This is a genomic window from Paenibacillus sp. FSL H8-0280, from assembly GCF_045040665.1.
GTDB lineage: Bacteria > Bacillota > Bacilli > Paenibacillales > Paenibacillaceae > Paenibacillus > Paenibacillus xylanexedens_A.
In genome coordinates this window covers 5,699,690-5,721,803 of sequence record NZ_CP150296.1, presented here as the reverse complement: position 1 = coordinate 5,721,803, position 22,114 = coordinate 5,699,690, and the positions used below count along the sequence as shown (strand labels likewise).

The 22,114-nt window shown below is 45.0% G+C and carries 23 protein-coding genes; 14 read left to right on the top strand and 9 right to left on the bottom strand.

Annotated features, from left to right (window positions below; translation table 11 throughout):
• Positions 1-189 precede the first annotated feature (189 nt).
• Complete coding sequence (gene mqnE, locus MHI12_RS24885; protein WP_341008827.1) at positions 190-1,296, bottom strand: aminofutalosine synthase MqnE; 1,107 nt, start codon at positions 1,294-1,296, stop codon at positions 190-192.
• 670 nt (positions 1,297-1,966) lie between these two features.
• Here mqnE and MHI12_RS24880 point away from each other — a divergent pair.
• From MHI12_RS24880 to MHI12_RS24850, 7 genes are all read left to right on the top strand, one after another.
• The gene (locus MHI12_RS24880) at positions 1,967-2,323 is read left to right on the top strand and encodes an iron-sulfur cluster assembly accessory protein (protein WP_062837974.1); all 357 of its coding nucleotides are present in this window, start codon (positions 1,967-1,969) and stop codon (positions 2,321-2,323) included.
• 225 nt (positions 2,324-2,548) lie between these two features.
• The gene (locus MHI12_RS24875; protein WP_405173047.1) at positions 2,549-3,190 is read left to right on the top strand and encodes an NAD(P)-dependent oxidoreductase; all 642 of its coding nucleotides are present in this window, start codon (positions 2,549-2,551) and stop codon (positions 3,188-3,190) included.
• A gap of 261 nt (positions 3,191-3,451) precedes the next feature.
• On the top strand, positions 3,452-3,847 hold the full coding sequence (locus MHI12_RS24870) for a hypothetical protein (protein ID WP_405170624.1): 396 nt from the start codon (positions 3,452-3,454) through the stop codon (positions 3,845-3,847).
• 182 nt (positions 3,848-4,029) lie between these two features.
• The gene (locus MHI12_RS24865; RefSeq protein WP_405170623.1) at positions 4,030-4,551 is read left to right on the top strand and encodes a hypothetical protein; all 522 of its coding nucleotides are present in this window, start codon (positions 4,030-4,032) and stop codon (positions 4,549-4,551) included.
• Between the two features lie 133 nt (positions 4,552-4,684).
• Positions 4,685-5,263, top strand: coding sequence for a hypothetical protein (locus MHI12_RS24860; protein ID WP_405170622.1), 579 nt, complete (start codon positions 4,685-4,687; stop codon positions 5,261-5,263).
• 150 nt (positions 5,264-5,413) lie between these two features.
• Positions 5,414-6,292 carry an EamA family transporter RarD gene (rarD, locus tag MHI12_RS24855; RefSeq protein WP_017692421.1) on the top strand — a complete coding sequence of 293 codons (879 nt, stop codon included), beginning with the start codon at positions 5,414-5,416 and terminating at the stop codon, positions 6,290-6,292.
• Positions 6,293-6,484: 192 nt separating this feature from the next.
• Entirely contained in the window at positions 6,485-6,826 is a 342-nt protein-coding gene (locus MHI12_RS24850) for a hypothetical protein (protein WP_405170621.1), read from the top strand.
• Positions 6,827-6,834: 8 nt separating this feature from the next.
• Here the strand turns inward: MHI12_RS24850 and MHI12_RS24845 are convergent, their stop codons facing one another.
• From MHI12_RS24845 to MHI12_RS24835, 3 genes are all read right to left on the bottom strand, one after another.
• A complete protein-coding gene (locus MHI12_RS24845; protein ID WP_405170620.1) occupies positions 6,835-7,290 on the bottom strand; it encodes a hypothetical protein in 456 nt (151 codons plus the stop codon).
• Positions 7,291-7,782: 492 nt separating this feature from the next.
• Positions 7,783-8,832: a glycosyl hydrolase 53 family protein gene (locus MHI12_RS24840; RefSeq protein WP_100529768.1), complete on the bottom strand. Its 1,050-nt coding sequence runs from the start codon at positions 8,830-8,832 to the stop codon at positions 7,783-7,785.
• Between the two features lie 347 nt (positions 8,833-9,179).
• Positions 9,180-9,407 carry a hypothetical protein gene (locus tag MHI12_RS24835; RefSeq protein ID WP_338588477.1) on the bottom strand — a complete coding sequence of 76 codons (228 nt, stop codon included), beginning with the start codon at positions 9,405-9,407 and terminating at the stop codon, positions 9,180-9,182.
• Between the two features lie 248 nt (positions 9,408-9,655).
• Between MHI12_RS24835 and ppk1 the strand changes: the two genes are divergently transcribed.
• Positions 9,656-11,737 carry a polyphosphate kinase 1 gene (gene ppk1 / locus MHI12_RS24830; protein ID WP_405170619.1) on the top strand — a complete coding sequence of 694 codons (2,082 nt, stop codon included), beginning with the start codon at positions 9,656-9,658 and terminating at the stop codon, positions 11,735-11,737.
• Here ppk1 and MHI12_RS24825 read toward each other — a convergent pair.
• The gene (locus tag MHI12_RS24825) at positions 11,697-13,226 is read right to left on the bottom strand and encodes a Ppx/GppA family phosphatase (RefSeq protein WP_405170618.1); all 1,530 of its coding nucleotides are present in this window, start codon (positions 13,224-13,226) and stop codon (positions 11,697-11,699) included. The two genes, ppk1 and MHI12_RS24825, sit on opposite strands and share 41 nt — an antisense overlap.
• 25 nt (positions 13,227-13,251) lie before the next feature.
• On the bottom strand, positions 13,252-13,506 hold the full coding sequence (locus tag MHI12_RS24820; protein ID WP_017692428.1) for a hypothetical protein: 255 nt from the start codon (positions 13,504-13,506) through the stop codon (positions 13,252-13,254).
• A 238-nt stretch (positions 13,507-13,744) separates the two neighbouring features.
• On the opposite strand from MHI12_RS24820, the gene MHI12_RS24815 reads away from it, so the two are divergent.
• Both MHI12_RS24815 and MHI12_RS24810 read left to right on the top strand, forming a co-directional pair.
• Complete coding sequence (locus MHI12_RS24815; protein WP_076253234.1) at positions 13,745-14,404, top strand: YheC/YheD family protein; 660 nt, start codon at positions 13,745-13,747, stop codon at positions 14,402-14,404.
• 355 nt (positions 14,405-14,759) lie between these two features.
• Positions 14,760-14,903, top strand: coding sequence for a sporulation histidine kinase inhibitor Sda (locus MHI12_RS24810; protein WP_017692430.1), 144 nt, complete (start codon positions 14,760-14,762; stop codon positions 14,901-14,903).
• A 21-nt stretch (positions 14,904-14,924) separates the two neighbouring features.
• On the opposite strand, the gene MHI12_RS24805 is transcribed toward MHI12_RS24810, so the two are convergent.
• On the bottom strand, positions 14,925-15,176 hold the full coding sequence (locus MHI12_RS24805; protein ID WP_074096361.1) for a hypothetical protein: 252 nt from the start codon (positions 15,174-15,176) through the stop codon (positions 14,925-14,927).
• A gap of 76 nt (positions 15,177-15,252) precedes the next feature.
• The gene (locus tag MHI12_RS24800) at positions 15,253-16,227 is read right to left on the bottom strand and encodes an NAD(P)/FAD-dependent oxidoreductase (RefSeq protein WP_218639193.1); all 975 of its coding nucleotides are present in this window, start codon (positions 16,225-16,227) and stop codon (positions 15,253-15,255) included.
• Positions 16,228-16,881: 654 nt separating this feature from the next.
• Between MHI12_RS24800 and MHI12_RS24795 the strand changes: the two genes are divergently transcribed.
• Complete coding sequence (locus MHI12_RS24795) at positions 16,882-18,075, top strand: NAD(P)/FAD-dependent oxidoreductase (RefSeq protein WP_036605766.1); 1,194 nt, start codon at positions 16,882-16,884, stop codon at positions 18,073-18,075.
• Positions 18,072-18,323, top strand: a complete 252-nt coding sequence (locus MHI12_RS24790) for a hypothetical protein (protein WP_091037868.1) — start codon at positions 18,072-18,074, stop codon at positions 18,321-18,323. Before MHI12_RS24795 ends, MHI12_RS24790 begins: the two co-directional genes overlap by 4 nt.
• Before the next feature lie 301 nt (positions 18,324-18,624).
• On the opposite strand, the gene hemQ is transcribed toward MHI12_RS24790, so the two are convergent.
• Positions 18,625-19,371 carry a hydrogen peroxide-dependent heme synthase gene (gene hemQ, locus MHI12_RS24785; protein WP_149846789.1) on the bottom strand — a complete coding sequence of 249 codons (747 nt, stop codon included), beginning with the start codon at positions 19,369-19,371 and terminating at the stop codon, positions 18,625-18,627.
• Between the two features lie 451 nt (positions 19,372-19,822).
• Here hemQ and MHI12_RS24780 point away from each other — a divergent pair, with 451 nt between their 5' ends.
• Together MHI12_RS24780 and MHI12_RS24775 are read left to right on the top strand one after the other, a co-directional pair.
• Positions 19,823-20,116 (top strand): YuiB family protein, encoded by a 294-nt coding sequence (locus MHI12_RS24780; protein WP_341008815.1) that lies wholly within the window; start codon positions 19,823-19,825, stop codon positions 20,114-20,116.
• Positions 20,117-20,500: 384 nt separating this feature from the next.
• A complete protein-coding gene (locus MHI12_RS24775; protein WP_074096359.1) occupies positions 20,501-22,036 on the top strand; it encodes a helicase DnaB in 1,536 nt (511 codons plus the stop codon).
• Positions 22,037-22,114: the final 78 nt, after the last annotated feature.

Here is a 22,114-nt window from a genome sequence, read left to right as displayed (position 1 = left end):
AACTGTGGAGCAGCTATGCAATAACATAGCTGCTCCTTTTGTTATGATTTGAATAATTGAAAAGTAGATATTGAAAATTGAAGATATTAATCAGCAGTTGGCACCACTCGAATTCAAACGTCTCCCTTTAATGAAAGCTGCGTTCTGGAGTGGTGCTGGTGCAATATTGATTGTGGATGGAGTTATATCCTATTCGTACACTTGAATTTCATTGTAGAACGTATCACGTTCTACCGGAATACGTCCTGCACCCTTAATGAGCCATATGAGCTCTTTACGTGTAAGGCCTTCAGGTGTGAGTGCACCTGCCGCATGACTAATCCGTTCGCGAACGATCGTGCCGTGTGCATCCGAAGCACCAAATCCAAGGGCAACTTGAGCTAGCTGTGGACCGATGTTAATGAAGTATGCTTTGATATGATCGATGTTATCCAGCATCAGACGGCTGATCGCAATTGTTTTGAGATCCTCATAAGCCGAGTTACGACGCATAATACTCGCGTTTTTACTTTTTGGCTGCATGGAAAGCGGGATAAAGACCATGAATCCGTTGGTCTCGTCTTGCAATTCACGGATCTGCACCATATGGTTGACGCGGTCCTCATAGGATTCGATCGATCCATACAACATCGTAGTATGTGTACGCATGCCGAGATCATGAGCTGTACGGTGCACCTCAAGATAACGATCCACGTTGGCTTTGTCTACACGCATTTTTTTGCGATATTCATCCGAGAGAATCTCAGCGCCGCCACCAGTCAATGTTTTCAGACCTGCTTTTTGCAGCTCTTGCAGAACTTCTCTGATACTGAGTCCGCTAATCCGGGTGAAGAAATCAATCTCGGCTGCTGTGTAAGCTTTCAGTGTAACATCCGGATATTTCTCGTTTAAAGCACGCAGGGAATCGACATAATATTGAAAAGGAACATGGTTGTTATGTCCGCCTACGATATGGAACTCACGTACGCCCGGATGAATATGCTGTTCCACATAATCGATCATTTCCTGACCGGATAATGTATAGGAGCCTTCTTCACCCTGGTCTTTACGGAAATTACAAAAAGCGCAGCGGGCTTCGCATACGTTTGTAAAATAAAGACTCATGTTTTCGATGAAATATACTTTCTTGCCATTTTTCCGCAGGTTGGCCTCATTGGCCAGCTGGCCCAAAGTCAGCAGATCATCTGTTTCATACAGATATACGCCGTCTTCTACGTTCAGCCTTACGCCGTTCTGCACTTTCTCAACGATTTCAGCCATTCTTTTGTCTGTGAACGGTGTTACCAATGTAGACATACTGTTTCCTCCTGTTCTTTACCGGAATTGAGTTGTGTGTAGGACCTGACTTACAGAACTACATAGCAAAGATGCGGTCAACTGCCGCCTTCTTATATGGACTAACTCTTATTTCCCCGGTGCAGCGTGTGCTGCGTACGTAAAGCTAATTTTTTCATTAAAATGAGTCATGTGACTCTATATGCATTGGGGACTGCGGACAGTCTCGAAATGTGAAAAAAATTACAACTCTATATATGATCGTCACCTGAATAAGTCATGACAAAATATCGACATTTCAGTGCGACCACCTATTCATTATAAACCTCGTGTCGCGGGGGTTCAATACACTGGGAAGAAAAAGGAGTAGAGGGGGAACGCGGAAAGAGGCAAACATGACTTGAGACCCTTGACGGGGTGGAGTATAATTTAAAGAAGAGTTAATGAAAGGTAGTTCAAAAAGTCCGCTTTTGATTACGAAGGATGCCTAGCGGCATCTCAGCGTCGAATATGGGATTCAGCCGAAATAAGCTGGAGGCTTACGAAGTATGTTTCCGAAGGAAACATTTTGGTTGCTCACGTAGTTTTGCCTACGCTCCGCTACTCCATTTCTATCTTCATCCCATCTTCTTGGTACTGAAAAGCGCCCTTTTTGAACATGATTTTATATGAAAAAGGAGAGTGACCTGGCATGATTAACATCAGCGAAACGGCTGCTGACAGATTGAAAGAGATGCTTGCACAGCAAGAGACACCTGGTATGTTCCTGCGTCTTGGCGTAGCACCGGGCGGTTGCACCGGATTTTCGTACGCCATGGGCTTTGACGATAAAGAGTCCGATGAGGACCTGTATATGGATATTCAGAACATGAAGGTTGTAGTTGAGAAGGAAAACCTGAAATATCTGAATGGACTTGAAATTGATTTTGAAGAGTCCGGTATGACGGGTGGGTTCACCATCCATAATCCGAACGCGGTAGCCACTTGTGGCTGTGGATCTTCTTTCCGTACGAAGGAAGATGCGGGTGTGCCTGATAAGGATTGTTAAGAAACTGAGTTGTACAGCGGTTTCTCAATCTTGTTATGAAATAAGCAGTTTGCAATCCCTTTAATAGCTAGCCTCTGAATTGTATCCGTTTAGCACGGGTATGATATCAGGGGCTTTTTTGCGTGTACTGAAAGTATCATGGTTGACAAACTTAGTTGTAACAACTATAGTTACATTATAAAGTTCAAACATAAAAAATATCGATATTTTAAAGGAGAGATCATGATGAACATTGCAATCATTGGTGCAACAGGCAAGGCAGGAAGTGTAATTTTGAAAGAAGCAGCGGACAGAGGGCATAAAGTGACGGCGATCGTTCGTAATGCATCCAAATTGGAAGATAAAAGCCTGAATACGCTGGAGAAAGATGTATTCGATCTTACAGCTGAAGATGTTAAAGCGTTCGATGTGGTTGTAAATGCATTTGGTGCTCCAGCGGGTAAAGAAAACCTGCATGTGGAAGTAGGACAAGCGTTGATCAACATCCTGAAAGATGTACCAAACACTCGTCTGATCGTTGTGGGTGGAGCAGGAAGCCTGTTCACAGATGAGTCGAAAACATTGCGTGTCTTTGAATCCCCAGGATTCCCTGATGCTTACAAAGCAACTGCAACGAACCAAGGCCAAAACTTGCAGGATCTGCAAGCATCTTCAGGTATTCAATGGACATTCCTGAGCCCGGCTGGATTCTTTAATCCAGAAGGTGTACGCACCGGCAAATATCAAGCAGGCAACGACGTTATTCTCGTGAATAGCGAAGGCAACAGCTACATCAGCTATGCAGACTATGCGATTGCTTTGGTTGATGAGATCGAGAATCCACAACACAAAAACGAGCGCTTTACCGTTGTTGGCGAAGTGAAGTAACACTTTTAAATGATAATATGGAACATACAAACGGACGCTGATCTCCACAGATCGGTGTCCGTTTTTTTTTTGTGTTATCGAAAAGGGAAGTTCTGCAATAACGTTAGACAGGTTAGATGATGATCATAGTTCAACTTCCAACTACTCCTTTGAATCTATGTTATATTATTCTAAAGTTGGGAGGAAAGTCTGATTGTGTGAAAGCCATCTTCTCTTCATTGGAATTGCTGCGAGTTCAAAAGTATGAGGGAGTGAACAGTTGTGAAGATGTATTCTAATGGAGTTATACTATTGATCTTTGTGGTTTTTATGATGAATGAATCGAGTGGTTCAGGGTTATCCCAATATTCAAACGTTAAAAATGCGCTGAATCAAATTCACATCACTTCTCTTTATCCGAAAAATAAGAATGGACAGACATACGGTTCTAACATATATGCGACTTCTCCAGAAACAGAACCTGATTTAATCTTGGCTACTGGTGTGGATGGTACAGAAGGATATCTGCTGAAAAAAGACATGGATGGCGAGCAACCAAAAACACCTGAAGAAGCTATTGCGATACAGAACAGCAGATCACCAGACGGATGGGATATTCCACTGTATGACAAGGATGGTGAAACCGTAATTGGTGTGTTTCATGTTGGAGGAAAGTGAAAGTAACCAAAATAGGATCAAATGTGGTGCTACCATGAAACGTTAATGAAATGACCACCATTCAGGCAGTTGATCAAAAGGGTCGGCTGCTTTTTTTATGTAATGGCAGAATAGTGAAACCATTTTAATGAACTAATCGTCAAAAAAATGAATAAACTACTGCACGTTGCGGGGGGAACTTGATGTATTTTAAACCTATCAGTATTGTATTGGGGCTAGTTTTTTTTATCATTGCTGGGTGCAATAACGAGGTCACGATGTTGGGTACAGATGAACTCACGATCATAGGTGATCAAAAGACTGCCACAGAATATGTTAAGGAAAAAGGTTATAAAATTTCTTCGTACGATGGTCAAGTTCAGAAATACACTCTAAACAAAGACAAACTACTCTATGGGAAAACGGAAACGATACCATATAGACAGACATGGGGGGTTCAAAAAGTAGAACCCGAACAGTATTTTGGGATGGAAATATCGGTATATAGTTTTACAGTAACAAACCATCCTTTGGGAACGTTTAACGATAATAAATCCAAAGTTTCAATATTACTGTGTGAAGGCAAAGTTATAGGGGGGACATCCTTCCCAAATGCAGCAATGGATGGGGCACCATATTCGTTGGATGGAAAAACATTGGAAGAAGTAACGGGAAAAAATTTTCAAAAATGGAGTGAAGAATGGAAAAAGAAATACGAAACTTAAAAAGCCAAGTGGAGCAACCAACTGTGTCCGATTGGTTGCTTCTTTGTTCATTCACCTAACGGCAAGGGAAAATGCAACATTTTTCCTGTTAAACAGGTCAATAAAGATGGCGAAATAAAGTTATGAGAAGAAGGTGGAAAAACTGAAGCTTCGTATAATCACGTTAATTTTTTTTATATCTAGCGTGTTCTTTATCTCAAATGCACAAGATGTTAACGCTTTGTCATGTGCTGAATCGGGAGGTCCCCAAGAACAGTTAGAAATATATGATGGAGCTGTTTATGGTGAAGTAAAGCAAGTAAAGGTCGACTTGAAGCAAGAGGGATTTACGGGGACCAAAGAGAAAATTAGATATATTTTAGTGGAAGTTGAGAGGAGTTGGAATACTGAAGTTGACTCTCAACTAATTATTGCAACTAACTTCACATGGGGATTTGATTTCAAGGAAGGTAACAAATACTTAATATACTTTAGCGAAGTGGATGGCGAATTAAGTAGTAGTCCGTGCAGTTTGACCATCGAAATGAATGATTTGAACCAAGCAACTGAGCTATTTGGGGAAGGATATCCACCAAAACAACAAGTGAACGTAGAACACAAAATGTGGTTTATGTTTGAGCAAGATATGGATTTGTTTATCGTAGGTGTAGTCGTATTTGCGGCGATCTTTATCTTCTTCATGAGAGTAAGAAAGAAAAAGCGCAAAGTATAATTTGGCAGCGCTAAGCGGGGAATTTTGCTCAAAGAAAAAGTCATTTGAACTAGGCATGGATTCCTGTATGACCTATTACCCCCTTTACTTAAACGAGGATCGAGGCGTATAATCCGTTGAGATATCAGAGCAATAAGAGGGGATACAGTTATGAATAGTGGATTAATCAACGCGATCATTGCGTATATCATGTGGGGAGTTCTCCCGCTGTATTGGAAGTTGTTTGAAAATGTACCGGCAGGTGAGATTTTATCGCACCGGGTTGTCTGGTCATTTGTCTTTATGGGGATTTTCGTTGCCGTCCAACGTCGTTGGAGTGACATGAAGCGCATTCTGACCAGTCGTTCGACCCTGCTGTCCCTTACCGCGAGTGGGCTGCTAATTGCTATTAACTGGCTTATCTTCATTTGGGCGGTTAATAACGGTCATGTCGTTGAGACAAGTCTGGGCTATTATTTGAACCCATTGCTGAACGTGTTACTGGCAGTTGTCTTCCTTCATGAAAAGCCAAACCGTGGACAGTGGCTCGCGATTGCCATCGCTGGTGTCGCGGTGCTTATCATCGCTATCGACTACGGACGTTTCCCATGGGTTGCGATCTCATTGGCCGTGTCATTTGGCTTGTACGGTCTGGCGAAGAAGAAGATTAAGCAAGACGCTTCTGTGGGTTTATTTTCGGAGACAGCTGTAGTTCTGCCCGTTGCACTGGGCTACTGGATATACTTGGCCATAGTAGGTAAAGCAACGGCATGGACGTTGCCTGCACCGATGTTCTTCGAACTGCTGCTTTCCGGTGTGGTGACGGCGTTGCCGCTGCTGTTCTTTGCACGGGCGGCTGCTCGAATGTCATTGTCCACACTCGGCTTTGTACAGTATATTGGGCCGACAATCATGCTGATCCTGAGTGTGTTTGTGTTCAAGGAAACGGTCTCGCCAGTTCTGCTTGTTGGTTTCGCACTCATCTGGACAGCGCTCATCGTATACGCTGCCGCATCGATACGTGCTACGAGACTCGCTAAGGTAAGCTGAACAGAGGTATCTTAATCGTTATAAATGCCCTTTCTGCCAATGAGGTGGAGAGGGCAATTTGTTGTTTGTGGGGGAGCGATAGGTCGATAAAAACTAAAAAGGAAGGCTGATCAACGTTATGGTAAAATACAGGAGTAGTAATCAGAAATAGTAACCAAAAGAGTAATAGAAAAACGAGGAGGCGACAGATATATGATGGTTAATAACCGTTACCGCAAACGTGATCCATTCTTTGTAAAGAAGGCTGTAGTTCAAATACTATTTCAGTTTGCAGTTTCAGCAATAATCGGTAGTATATATGGGTTCATGATGGTCAACGAGACGATAGGTGGATATATTAATAAACTATTACCGAGCACGGATGGTCCGGATCTTCATTTATATCTGCCCGTTGTGGTTACGGTGTTCATCTACTCGTGTTTAATTCAAAAGAGACAACGGATTTTACTTGAAAAAATCTCATTTAGTTTTCTCCATATTTTGGTTGCCCTGCTAGGCTGTATTTCTTCAGTTGTTGTGTTATTGGTGATCTAAACCAAATCCTACGTATCTACACCTTCAGCCCCATCAACTGCATCAATGACACCGACAGCGAGTGTTGTTACCGCAGCAGCAGCTAAAAGATTCTTGGCACCAAGCTTCACTCTGTCCTTATCTTCCTCTTTCATGCCCACAACAACATCTTTACCGCTGTTATATACGTACTTGGCTGATATCGCTACACCTTTTGCAGTATTGGTTACAGCACCTCCAATATCGGCAAGCCCCGTGTCTATGGCGGTATCATTTTTTCGAATTGCACCACTGGCAAGATCATATGTACCACTAGCCAGTTGTCCAACGGTTTTGCCTGTATTAATCGTAGCTTTCTCTACGCCGTTCCCGATTTCTTTGATAAAGGGGCTTCCCGCAATTTCACCAACAACCCTCACGCTGCCGCCCAACACTTTCCCGGTAACTTCCCCAGCTAACTGACCGAACCCTTTTAAAAAACTCATCCTTATGCCTCCTCTCCAATTAGAAGTTGATCCTATGTGTTATCTCAATAAACTTATTATATTCATATGTAAGCCAAAAGAACATCAGTCTCCAGCCCGAGTGATGCACCCCTCCTCGATTGATTGCGACACGCTTTAGGAGTGCCCGATCCGCCCCCGGAACGCCGACCACGCTGCCCCCTCAACGCACTTCATCGCACTTCATCGCCAAAAGGCGCTAATCCCCCCGGGAACAGCGCCTCAAGCCCTTGTTTTACCTTGCTACCTAATTCATTTGCCTACACACGGTCTTAGAAGTGTCTCAAGGAGTAGCAACGTAGTGGAGGGGGCGGAATCGATTCTGAAGAAGCGAAGCGGTCGCCTTTATCCCCGGATTTTCCCCCAATAAGGGAAATTCATAAAAATCTGGGGATAACAGCGATCATAAGAACGATCCGCCCCCGGAACGCCCACCACGCTGCCCCCCAAAGCCCGCACTTCTACCCACCGTACCTAGTCAATAAATCCTTCCATGACAACAGTTGGCATCATATTCGACTGCCAAGCGCCCTTACCATATCCACTGTTATAACCTGGTGTAGCCTGAGGCTCCCAGTAGAATACACCTTTTCCTTTGCCATTTGGCAGATTACGGATTTGGTTTTTCATCGCCGCGACAAAACTTTTACCAGCCGCAGCCTGATTATTATCCATGCCAATTTCGGAGATGATGATCTCTTTGCCATAACGGTTGATCATATCCTTGGCATTGTTTACCGTATTTGTAACAGCGGTGTTCCAGCCGGAAGCTGAAGGATAGAGGGACATGGCAATCATGTCAAAGTTAGCTCCGTTATTAATCAGACCACCAATATTCCATACATAGAGGGCGTTATCATCCCCACCTGCCAGATGCACAATGGTTTTGGTACCGCTGCTCAGGGATTTTACTGCGTTATGGCCTGTATTCACCAACCACGCATAGTTTTTCATGTTGGTGGATGCTTTGCCATCTTCCCATAACATGCCGTTGCTTGTTTCATTACCAATCTGTACCCAGTCCGGGGTAACGCCTTTGCTTTGCATCGCAGTCATGACATCACGTGTGTGGTTCCACACCGCATCCATGAGCTGTTGGAACGTATAGTTTTTCCAGGCAGCAGGTTTGGTTTGCTGACCAGGGTCTGCCCAGGAATCGCTGTAATGCAGGGTAAGCATCACACTCATGCCAGCATTCTTGGCACGTTGTGCGAGTGCAGCCGCACGATCCTTATTCATGTAACCGTTCCCATAATCATTCGAAGGATTAACGAATACCCGAATGCGAACGGAATTGATTTGATAGTCTTTTTTCAAAATATCAATGATGTCGCGCTGTACGCCGTTTTTATCTTTCCATTTGTAACCTTGGGCTTCCATTCCGGGAACCCAACTGATGTCAGCTCCTTTGGCGAAACTTGGTGCTGCGCTGGCATGCTGACCTGCGGGCAACATGATGGAGGTGAATAACAAAACAAAAGCCAACATGATGGATGTCTTGAAACCCCTTACATTTTTAAACATTACAAGATGCCTCCTCGGATTTAAGTTGAGTTGCATCCTAATTATAGCCATCCTGGTTTGCTCTACTAAAGGGTCCATTTCCAATATTTTGGGTGTTTTCTCAACCTCTCTACTGAAAAAGAGAAAACAAAAAGCCGTCCGAAGACGGCTTTTCTACCCATGGCGCTTTTTGAAACATTGATCCGTATCCCGCGCCTCCACCAGACTCTTTTAATTTGAGCTAGTGGATCGGGTAAGGGACACGTTCAACATGACATTAGAAATGTTGACGCACCTCCTTTCCTTGTGGCAAGAGTATACAACACGTTGTTTCGGAAAGCTAGTCTTTTTTACGTATTTATGCAAAATTATTTTTCAGTCTGGAACATCGTAATATCTCGTGCATAATGACTCTTTGTTCCGTCATTGTTTCGGATGCGCACGCTGTCTTCACTGATCCGCTCCACGACGCCGCAACCTACTTCACAATAGACGCCAGCCGGGTCTTCCTGCCATGCGCTTACCATACATTGGGATAGTGCAGCCGTGAAAAACTCTATATTTTTTTGTAACGTTCTAGGTTTGTTGGATTTCATTATATACTCCTTTAATCTTATATATTTGGAATGAGAACAAGCAACCGGACCAAATCACACTGTACTTCACTTTACTCTGTCTATTGACCTTTGTAAAGGGATGGAAAAAGTTGCGGCCATGAGGTATCATTTACATAAATTTTACGTAGCGTTTACACTGCGCTGACGCTTGATGTTGATTACGAATAGTACAATTATATGAGAACTTCTAACCAAGAATAGATATGCAACACATTCGGAGGCCATACATGCATAGAGACGTCAAAACAGGCAACTACGTTAATCGTGATTTGAGTTGGGTTGAATTTAATCGGCGCGTACTTCAGGAGGCCCAGGATCCAACAACGCCTCTGCTGGAACGCATGAGATTTCTCGGCATTGTCGCTAGTAATCTGGACGAGTTCGTCAGTGTAAGGGTGGCGGAGACAAAAGAGAAGATCAAGGCCGGATTCACGCAAAAAGATTTTACAGGATACACGCCTTCGGGATTGTACCGCAGATTGATCAAACGAACCGGGACCATGGTCGCCGAACAGTATAAAACGTATCGTGAACTCATTCGTCTACTCGCCAAAAAAGGCGTGAACATTCAGGAATATACCGATCTCAATGTGACACAGCAGCGTGCAATGGACCAATACTTTCATGAGATTATTTTTCCGGTACTCACACCGATGGCGATTGACCAGAGTCGTCCGTTCCCGCTGGTACACAACAAGTCTGTCTACCTGTCCGTGATGCTTCAGAAGGAAGGGGAGCAAGAGGGCGAGCCATTTATGGCTATTGTTCAGGTGCCTTCCAATCTACCGCGGATGGTTCAGGCTCCCATTCGGGCGAATAGCAAAAAGAAAACATTCATACTGATTGAAGACCTTATCAAACATCATATCCATACGCTCTTCAGCGGATATATCTCGCTTGCTGCACAGGAATTCCGTGTGACCCGTAATGCGGATCTGTTTATTAATGAAGAAGAAGCGGAAGATCTGCTTGAGGCGATTGAAAAGGAATTGCGACGCAGACGCCGAGGAGCTCCTGTACGACTGGAGGTCTGCAAGGATTTTCGTCCAGATGCCTTGCTCGAATTGCAGGATGAATTCGATATCCAGGACCCGGTGTACGAAATGGATGGGCCACTCGATCTGAGTTTTCTGGCTGGATTCGTAGATAGTCTGGAAGGTTTCTCACATCTGAAATACAGTCCGGTGAAGCCAGTCTACCCACTTGAGTTTCTGCCAAGAGAAAGTCATTTTGAGCTGCTGCGCAAACGTGATGTACTGGTGCATCATCCATACGAATCGTTTGAACCAGTCACTGATTTTATATTGGAGGCTTCGGAAGATCCAAGAGTTCTGGCGATCAAGATGACTTTATATCGGGTCAATGGCGATTCACGCCTTATTCCGGCACTTGCACTTGCCGCTGAGAGTGGTAAGCAGGTCACGGTTGTGGTGGAATTGAAAGCCCGGTTTGATGAAGAGCGTAACATTGCTTGGGCCCGTAAGCTGGAGAAGGCCGGATGTCACGTGGTATATGGACTGGTTGGACTGAAGACCCATGCCAAAATCATTCTTGTCGTACGCAGGGAACAGCAGGGGCTGAGACGTTATGTTCATGTAGGAACCGGTAACTATAATGAGAGTACAGCCAAAGTGTATACGGACGTGGGACTGTTCACCTCCAATCCGATTATTGGGGAAGATGCATCCGAATTGTTCAATGAGATTACCGGATACTCCGGTCCGAAGGCATTGCAGGCGTTCCGCGTAGCTCCGGATGGTATGAAGGATGAGTTATTTGCACTGATTCGTAGAGAAACAGAGCACGCGCTGAAAGGCAAACCTTCCAGAATCATTGCCAAGATCAACTCCTTATCCCATCAGGAAATGATTGATGAATTATACGAGGCTTCTCAAGCCGGCGTGCAGATCGATCTGATTGTGCGTGGGGTATGTTGTCTGCGTCCGGGGGTAGAGGGGCTCAGTGAGAATATTCGGGTCATTAGCATTGTGGATCGTTTTCTGGAGCATTCACGGTTGTTTTATTTTGAAAATAGCGGCAACCCCGATGTATTCATCTCCAGTGCAGACTGGATGACACGTAACCTGAATCGAAGAATTGAACTGATGTGTCCCGTATTTGATCCAGAGCTGAAGAAAATGCTGGTCGATATTCTTAATCTGTCCCTTATGGATAATGTCAAAGCGAGACAACTTATGCCTGGTGGCAATTATGTATTTGTAGAAAATGAAAAGCCCCCGCTGAGAAGTCAGACGGAGGCCATGGGTATTATCCCTTGGAAGCCTGCTGAATGGAGTGCGTTAACGTAACTCCCCAGGCTTCCTTCAGATCCTTGACGGCCTCTTCCAGGCCATCAAGTTCCAGTAACGGCTCAGCTGTACAGGTGAATTGCACCTGCAGCGAGTCGTTTTCTTTTGTTGCTTCAATCGCAGCGATGCTTTCGGATCGATTGATGGCTTCGGCTACTCGCAGCAGAGAGCCTAAACGATGAGCATGCCGCTCATCCGAGTTTTTCAGAATGTCCCGGTGCTTATTCAGCAGCTGGGGCGTTCTTTTTTTGGGATGATAATCAGCTGCACTGGCACTTAGAATGGTCTCCCGATGAGAAAGTCCATAGATGCTTGAATTCATAATCCAATAGGCCGAGTGCTGTGTATAACGGAAATAGTTAATCTGTTTACCTGCCATGTGCAGCATGGAGGATGCATACAGGATTCGGGCATCTGCTTGATCAGGAGGGGTACCTTGTAATGCCGTATACAGGGTAACCATATCCTGATGAATCCGTTGCAGACGTTTCTCTGGAATAGGCGGACCAAAATGGATAAAGTTGCGGATACTGTCCTTCAGCGCGTCTGGAACGACCGGCTGACCTCCAGCCATGTAATCACGCAACAACCCGTCTCGTAGACCCGCGCCACTAACCACATAACGATCTCCCTGTATTAACTGGAAGACAGTTCGCAGGATCAGTACGCCGGGCACAATGATGTCTGCACGATCTTTAGCGAGCCCAGGTACCTTTTTGCGCTGTGCCGAGGTGAGATGTGGTAAGGAGCGAGCGATGTTCTCCATCGCTTCCTCACTGATCTCATAATGATGGCTGACAGGCAAAGAATACTGGGTACGCTTCTGTTCCACTTTGGCGAGTGTACGCATTGTGCCGCCAAGTCCGATGAGTGGCAGACCAGGATGCTCACGAATCCAATCCTGTCCGCGGAGAGCCTCAATGACTTCGTTGCATAATGCATGTGCATTTTCCTCGGTCCACTGATCTTCGCCCCCGTAACGGGCATGTGAATTCACTGCACCAATAGGGAGGGAGATGCTATGTAACCTTTTCCGATCCCGAAAGACCGTGATCTCTGTGCTGCCGCCTCCAATATCCACGACATAACCGTCTGCCAGATCAATGGATTGAGTGACACCAAGGAACCCATAATAGGCCTCCCGATCTCCCGATACACATTCAATGGTAAGCCCCGTCTCGGTCTCCAGCCATTCAATAATCTCCAGGACATTGCTTGCATTACGAATAGCTGCCGTAGCTGCTGCGCGAATCAGTTTGGTCTGATACGCTTCACAGGTCGCTTTGAATTGACTCAAGATGGTGATGGCTTTATCCAGAGAATGGCGCAGAATGGTTCCATCGGACTCAACAACGCTGCTTAGACGAGCGGCGTATTTGTCTTCATGAATGATGCGATAGGCTTCGTCCTGGTCCAGTTCATATATAACTAGACGAATGGAGTTCGAGCCGATATCAATAATTCCTAAGGTTTCATTAGTACGTGTCATAAGCATCTCCTTCTACAGAGTTCAACTACCCGAAGTGAAGAAGGGCAGCCATGGCTTCCGGTGAACCCGGCGGTGTGGCAGAGAAGGGCGTAGTTAACATAACAACAATGATAAAGACGATGAAACAGGCAAATATAAGACAACTCACGGCAAAGCCGCGATTACGCTTTTGCATAAACAGTCGAATACCTGTGACAAAAAGGAGTACCGTAACAGCTACGAGAACGATCGACATTGCAAAATAGGCTACGCCATAAAGTGATTTGAAAAATGCTTCCATTTGTTCTTAACGCTCCTTAGATCCTCATATTTAAGCCCTTCCAAGCCATTCCTTAGTAGCATACGACAGATTGACTTGTTTGAAAAGCAAACCGGGCGCTTGTTCCCGTTTCCGCCATCTCCCCTGGGACAGGTTACATGGAAAAGGGGCCCTTGCCGCGGACAAACATCCAAGAAAGCAAGGCTTCTGTTGAGTATGTATAAGGAAGGACTATTGTTTCAAGGAAGGAGATCAACCCATGTCGAGACAACTTGCAAGCAAATGGCGGAAGACAGCGGCTCTGATGAAATACCCGGTAGCTGCTGTCCATATCCCACAGACCAAGGCATTCAACTCGGGTAATCTGCTGCAAATGCTCAGTCGTTATGGAATGGTGTATGTCAAACCTATTGTAGGAGGCGGAGGTTACGGTGTTATCCGGGTATCGGCCAGCGGTGGGGCTTATCGATACACCCATATGAAAACGACCCGTTCTTTCGCCAGTTTCAGCCAGATGTATCGCTCTTTGGTGCGTGTAAAGGCTAGACGCAAGTACTTGATCCAGCAAGGCATTCATCTGGCAACAATTCAAGGGAGACCGGTTGATTACAGAGTCAAAGTTGTCAAAACCCAACGAGGCTGGGTATTCCGTTCCTTAGTAGGGCGACTCGCTCGTCCCGGACTCTGTGTGACGAATCTGAGCAAGGGTGGCACCATGTTATCAGGAAGGCGAGCTCTTGGTTTATCCCTGCCACATATATCCGGTCGGCACAAACGCCGGGAGATGCGTTCACTTACACTGACATGTACGTACATTATGGAAAGTCAGTTCCCTGGTGTAGGTCAGCTTGGATTTGATTATGGACTGGATTATTCAGGCAAGATCTGGATTCTGGAAGTGAATACCAGACCCCAATAGGAAATGAATGGGAAAACTCAAGAAAATTCAAGAAAAACCGATAATATATAAAAGAAAACGGTATGAAAACCGTTTGAAATTTTACATTACGGGGTAATTTACTCGCAACAAGTCTTGAAACTATGAATTTATTCCAAAAAAAATACGCTGATAAACGTTCTGACAGTAGTACAAACTTCCTGTGCATAAATATTGTCCACACTATACACGTTGATTACTCTATATTTTTTCCATTTATCAACAAACTATGCACAGGATTTCCACATATCGTTGTGGATAACAAGAACGCTTGTTCTCTATATGAATCTCTGATATGATAGTTTTGAGGAAAAAAAAGGAAAGGTTGTGGCGGGAAATGGCTATGTTATCCGATGAGATGTTGTTGGATTCCTACCATAAAGCGATTGAGTTGAATCTCGAACGAGATTTCATCGCACTGCTGTTGGCAGAAATCCATAAGCGCAAACTGGGTACCGACGTATCTGCCATTCTTCACTAGAGATCCTCATTGCAGGCAATGTTACAGGTTTCCGGACAAGTCCCATAGTGAGACTGGCCATGGCGTGCTCGTCTGACAATGGTGACAGTACATCACATGATTGCAAACGTTTTCGACTTCGTCTGCCGTGTCAGAGGAAGGTTGGAATACGTAGGGGCTGTATGGTCCGGTGTAATCATCCAATTTGCCGCATTCTAACAGTCCCTGAAGGCAGTGGGGGCAAGCCTGCTCCGGTACAACCAGACCGTTACACAGCGGGCATATATAAGACAAGGGTATCCCTCCTGATATGGATTCACTCAGGAGTAAGATACCCTTTTTTGTATCAATATATGTTATTTAAGCAAAACTAGCGTTTCATGTTACTGCTGTGTCCTGGGGACAATTTGGCATCCGGATCGAAGTACACCTTGGCATTGTTGACGGCTGTTGGAGCTTCGCCGAATCCGACAGCGATCAGTTTCAGTTTACCCGGGTATGTTGTGATATCTCCGGCAGCGAAGATTCCTGGAATGGATGTTTCCATGCGGGAATCAACAACGATGGAGTTGCTGTCAATTTCGATACCCCACTCGGCAATCGGTCCGAGAGAAGAGACAAATCCGAAGTTAACGATCACGTCATCTACTTCAATTTCCTGAGTTTCTTTGGTTTTCACATGGGAAAGGGTTACCTTGGTAATGGTGTCATCCCCATGAAGTTCCGTGATTTCGGTCGGTGTAACGACATTCACCTTGGAATTCATCAGGTTTTCGACACTGTGCTCATGCGCACGGAACTTGTCCCGGCGATGGATCAGCGTCACTTGCTCAGCGATAGGCTCCAGCATGAGTGCCCAGTCTACCGCGGAGTCACCGCCGCCACTGATCAATACCTTTTTGCCAGCGAAGGCATTCAGATCACTGATGAAGTAGTGCAGGTTGCTCTTCTCGAACTTGGCAGCACCTTCAAGTTCCAGGCGACGTGGTTCGAATGCACCTACACCAGCTGTAATAATGACGGCTTTGGCATGATATTCATTCTCATCCGTCTTCACGATGAAATGTTGTTCATCCTTTTTCTCCACCGATACAACCTTTTCTTCAAGGCGGATGTTCGGGTTAAAATGATTCATTTGCTCAACGAGGTTATTCACCAGTTCCTGAGCTGTTACTTTCGGGAATCCGGCTACATCATAGATGTATTTCTCCGGGTAAAGAGCGGCAAGCTGTCCGCCAAGCTGTGGCATACTTTCAACCAGTGTAACGGATGCCTGACGCATCCCACCATAAAACGCGGCGAACAGACCCGCAGGGCCTCCACCGATAATAAGTAAATCAGTCATATCATGACTGGAATTTTGTGCAGTCAAGAATCAACAACACCTTTCATATTTTAATAGGTAGTTAACAGAAAGAATGTGCAGGCTACGTATCGTAACCGGCATGGGTGCTGAACTGTCTTTCCTATTATAAACGGTGTATTCAGGGTTGCAAAGTTAGCGGCGTCACGAAACTGGGAACAATTGATGAAGATCAGATGAGAATAGGATGAAATTGGAAATGAAAGGTTATGAAAAATAACAAAAAAAACCTTGATCTTTACTAGAAATACAGATATCCTTGACCTGTACTATGTGTTTTTTTGTCTAATTTAGAGTCAATATGTAATATGAAGACAGATCCCGTGTTTTGTAGAATCTTGTGGTTAATTTCACAACTTGAAACGATAACTTGCGTGCAAACGTATCAATTTCATAAACCCTTTAGTTGCTTCAATCAAGTCTAGATATAGATCAAAACAGTTCGATATGTCGATATCTAGTTTCATAAAATCCATTTTTAGTGAGTTATGAAATTGATGCAAACGTTTAAATAAATTCGCGAAGTTAACATTTGTCGTCATAATGGGCAAGACCTCATCAATATTTGTAAGTATGTGCATTTTGCATCTCACCCAAGATCGGGCTGATGCAAGTGAAACCGGAAGGGGTATAGACATGAGCAGTATTCCCAAAATCGTCATCCTCGGCGCGGGCTATGGCGGGATTCTGACAGCCCAGCGGCTGCAGAAGGAATTGAACTATAACGAGGCCGACGTCACATTGGTGAACCGGCATGATTATCATTATATTACTACACATCTACATATGCCGGCAGCCGGCACGGATACCATTGAGCATGCAAGAGTGCCCATTTCCAAGCTGATTGATGAGTTCAAGATTGATCTGGTCAAGTCTTCCGTGAAGGAGATTCGCCTGCAGGATCGGAAGATTATTCTGGAGGACGGCACGTTATCCTATGATTATCTGATTATTGGATTAGGCGGTGAGCCTGAGACCTTCGGTATTCCGGGGATGCTCGATCACGCCATGACGATCCGCAGCATTAACTCGGTCAGACTGATTCGAGAACACATCGAATATCAATTTGCGATGTACAAAAACGATAACAAACGAAATCGTATTCGGTTTGTCGTAGGTGGAGCGGGTTTCAGTGGTGTTGAATTCGTAGCTGAACTTGCAGATCGTATTCCACAGCTGTGCAAGGAGTTCGACGTGAATCCGAAACATGTGCATATCTATAATGTAGAGGCAGCTCCTTCGGCCTTGCCTGGATTTGACCCGGAACTGGTAGAACATGCGATGAATGTGCTCAAGAAGAAGGGCGTTACTTTCAAAATTGGTGTTCCAATCAAGCAATGTCTCCCGGACGGGGTTATTGTGGGTGAAGGTGAAAAGCTCGATGCGGCTACAGTCGTATGGACCGGCGGTATTCGTGGTAACTCATTGCTTGAACAGGCAGGTCTTGAAGTGATGCGAGGACGTGTGAAAGTAGACGACTACTTGCGTGCTCCAGGGCATGAGCATGTCTATGTCATTGGTGATAATTCACTTGTGTTCAATGCTGAAGGACGGCCTTATCCGCCAACAGCCCAGATTGCGATGCAGCAGGGTGTGAACTGCGCTAAGAACGTCGTGGCATCCATTCGCAAGAAACAGCCACAACCTTTTGTATTTACGAGCAAAGGCACGGTTGCATCACTGGGTAAAGGTGAAGCTATTGCCGTTGTGGGCGGCAAGAAATACAAGGGCTGGAAAGCGGCTCAGTTGAAGAAGCTGGTTGATCTGCGTTATCTGTTCATCATTGGTGGTATTCCGTTAGTCCTGAAGAAAGGGCGGTTTTTTGGATGAGACATTGCAGTGTTCAGGTCCGGGGACTATTAACACGTGAAGAGCTGGATCGATACAACGCCCTGATGCAGGTCGGTGGTTATCTCGAGGAACAGGATCAGTATGATCTGGCCTACATTGTGCAGAAAGAAGTGGATATTCTCATTATGCCTGCGATTGAGCGGCTTAAAGAGAAGGGTCGTGACCGTGATCGGGCCACAGCCGAGTTCCTCGAATCGCTGAAAGCGGTAGATGAGGAGCAAGATTAGAGACGATATAAGTTGAACTAAAGATGTTTACACATACACTTCAATGACAGAATAACCTTCCAATCGCTGTTATCCCCAGATTTTTTTGATTCCCTTTTGTTAAAGGGAAAATCCGGTGATAAAGGCGAACGCTTCGCTTTTTCAGGTTTTTTCTGTCCTTTCCGTTTTTGTGTAAATAAATAGTTCAAACAATATAGATCTAAATCAAGCTTGAGGTAGTAGAATATTGATAGATAATAAAGCACCGCTGACATATCCTTTAGAGGAGATGTCGCGGTGCTTTATTGTGCTTTGCACTATTTTACAGCTTAAGCATGTCTTCCAGTGTTTCTTCGTTCAACAGACTTCCCACATAGAACGAACCGAATTCGCCATAACGGGCGCTAACTTCATCGAAACGCATCTCATAGACAAGTTTCTTGAACTGAAGTGCGTCATCCGCAAATAGCGTAACGCCCCATTCCCAATCGTCGAAACCGACAGAGCCGGTAATGATCTGTTTTACTTTACCCGCATAGCTGCGGCCAATCATGCCGTGACTGCGCATCATGGTACGACGCTCATCCATGGACAGCATGTACCAGTTGTCATTCAGCTCACGTTTTTTGTTCATCGGATAGAAGCAGATGTATTGTCGTTGTGGCAGAACAGGTTTCAGACGGGCGATAATCTCCGGATTCTGCATCGGGTCTTCGCCTTCTTTGCCAAGATAGTTGCTCAGTTCCACTACACTGACGTAGGAATATGATTTGGTTGTGTATTGGGCAAACATCGTTTTGTTAAACGCGTTCTCAACAGCCTTCAGATCTTCCAGCGTTTCACGCAGATGCATCATGCAAAGGTCAGCCTTTTGTCCCACTACGGTATAAACGACCGTGCTTCCCTGGGATGAATTCTCGACTTCTTTCCATTCCTTCCAGAATTCCTCCAGCTCGTCCAGCGCTACAGCGCGTTCTTCATCATCTGCTGCTTTCCAGGCGGCCCAGTTAATCGAGCGAAAATCATGCAGGGCATACCAGCCCTCCAGTGTTGATGCGGCTTCGTTCATTGGTTGTGTTCCTCCTGCAAGGTATATTTCCAAATCCCTATAAGAGGTTGTTCAAAAAGTCCGCTTTTGATTACGAATCATGCCTGGTGGCATCATCAGCATCGAATATGGCATTCAGCCGAAATAAGTGGGAGGCTTACGAAGTATGTTTCCTTAGGAAACATTGTAGCTGCTCACGTAGCTCTATCTTCGCTCCGCTGCTCCATTTCTAACTTCATTCCATCTTCTCGGTACTGAAAACCAGTCTTTTTGAACACGCATTATAAGGGACGGGTGATTGCTTTATCGTTTACATTGTATCCCAACATGAAGCAGAAGGGCAAATGAACTGAGTATAAATATAGGGAAATTTGTCCAGAAAGTTCGTTGCTTCGCCACATTTTTTGCGGTACACTAACTACTATCCAGAAGTGAAACCTGAATGTGTGAAAGAAGAGGTGAATGTCGCCCGATGCAATTTATACCTGTGTTGGTATTGATGGTATTATTTTTCGTTATGATGTTTGGTATCGGTTTCATTCTGAACATGCTGATGAAGACAACCTGGTTTCCTTCCTATCTGTTCATTATTGTAATTCTGCCTATTGTTGTGTACTCTCTATGGGATCAGTCGTCATCTCTGATGTCACATCTGGGTTCTTTCCAGCTTGTAGACTATATGACGGGCATCGCTGGACTGGCTGGTGCGGTAATCAGTGGCTGGACGATTCAGAAGTTGCGTTTGGGTGGGTACAGAATGTTTTAGATTGTTGGAAAGAGGTAACACATGCCACTGTAATCGCGTGAAAGTCTTGTCTTTGTCGTAAACGCTTACGAGTACAAAGGGAAGGCTTTTTTGCTGTTCATTTATATTAGAAGGATTATTGTACAATTGTACTTCATATACATCTGGAGAACATTCTCTTCAGATATTCCCTTGTATTCTGCTGCTACAGCTTTTATAGTATTCTAGCGGCTCTCGACATTTTTATTTTAGAAATTGCTGAATTCGGCGAAAACGTGAATGATGTCGACCTAGGACGAAACGGAGCGAGAACAGGCCATCTTTTTACCTGTTTTTGAGCATTTGAGGATCAGACATTTATGATAGAATAGATAAACATACTTTTGGGGAGAAGGAGATCAGGCTATGCGCATGAAGAATCTGCACCATTATACTGAACATCATCGCTACTGCGTATACAGGGAGTTTGGACTTAGCGCCCTGGATGACCGTATGCTTACAGGAGCATATCAGCCCATGGTAGGTGCTTTTGCGGTTGGCTTGTATCGGCTGTTGTTTCAGCATCTTCCCGGTGAACAGGTCGGTTATTCGCCGCTTGAACAGCAACGGAGGCTGTTCATGACGCTTGGCTTGGAGCCAAGTGAGAAGGGGCGCAAATATATGTTAGAGCAGACATCCAAGCTTGAGGCAGTGGGGCTACTTCAGACTTCACGGTTATATATACCGGAAAATGATGATTACATCTACGAATATGAGCTGCAACCGCCGCTTTCTCCGGCAGAGTTTTTCCGGACACAGCATTTGACACTGTTGCTTCGTGACAAGATAGGCAAATTCGCCGTACTTTCCTTGCGTTCCGGTTTCTCGGCAGTGGAAAATGGGGACGCGCCTTATCCGGCAGCAAATAAAGAGAATATTTCCGTTCCCTTTTACGATATATTTGAATTGAATACCCATGTAATTGATTACGAGTTGGAGCAAGCATTGTCGGAAGTTTCGACTACGGCCCAGCGGACAGGCACAAATGATGCAGCGGAAGAAAACAGTTTGAACTATGCCGACATTATTTTGCGTTTTCCGCGGGAGTCGGTCAATCGCCGTCATGTTGAACAGTTGCGGTTCGATCATGAACAACTGGGCATTGTGAATTATGTCGTGAACAAGTTCAACCTCAGTGTGCAGGATGTATGCCGTCTGCTGGATGAAGATGATATCTTCAGTCCGCAGGGCCAGCTGATTCTGGATGATCTTCAGCATAAGGCGAGCATGCAGTTCAGACAGACGAAGAAACGTCATGAACAACAGACTGTACAGGCGGCCAAGGTCGTGGCACTGAGACAGCATATGGAGGAGCCAGAGCGGAAAGAAGACTCCGGTGAGCCACCTGTTGAGCATGGAGTGCAGATGGAATACTACGTTGAAGTGCCTCCACAATTTATGACCAAGTGTGATATTCATCAATACAATATGATGTTGCGCAATGAGCCATACACACGTCTGTTGCAGACATTTTTCCCTGGCGCAGTACCGGACAATCTCATCGATATATTTGAGAAAATTGATCTGAGTTACAAGTTGCCTGGTGAAGTCATCAATGTATTGATTCATTATTTGATGGCATTGCTTGTATCCGGTGGCGAGCAGCGGATTAACCGTAACTTTGTTGAGGCGATCGCCTCCAACATGTTGCTTAAGCAGGTAAACTCCTACGAGAAAGCCGTCCAATATATTCGTGATCAGGCCAAGGTCAAAGGCAAACAGGCTGCTGGTGCAGCTGGAACCCGTACCCGTACATACGGCAAAGGAACCAAAGCCAAGCCCGAAATTCCGATTGTACAAGACATAAGCACCGATGGGGATGCCGTATCTGAGGAAGAGTTCGAAGAGATGATGCGATTCGCCCAGCAGATGCAGGCGAGTAAACAAAAAGGAACTTCTTAAATATTTATAATAAAACCAAAAAGACGAGTCCTCCGATTAATGGAGACTCGCCTTTTTGCTATATAAGTTGAACTGAAG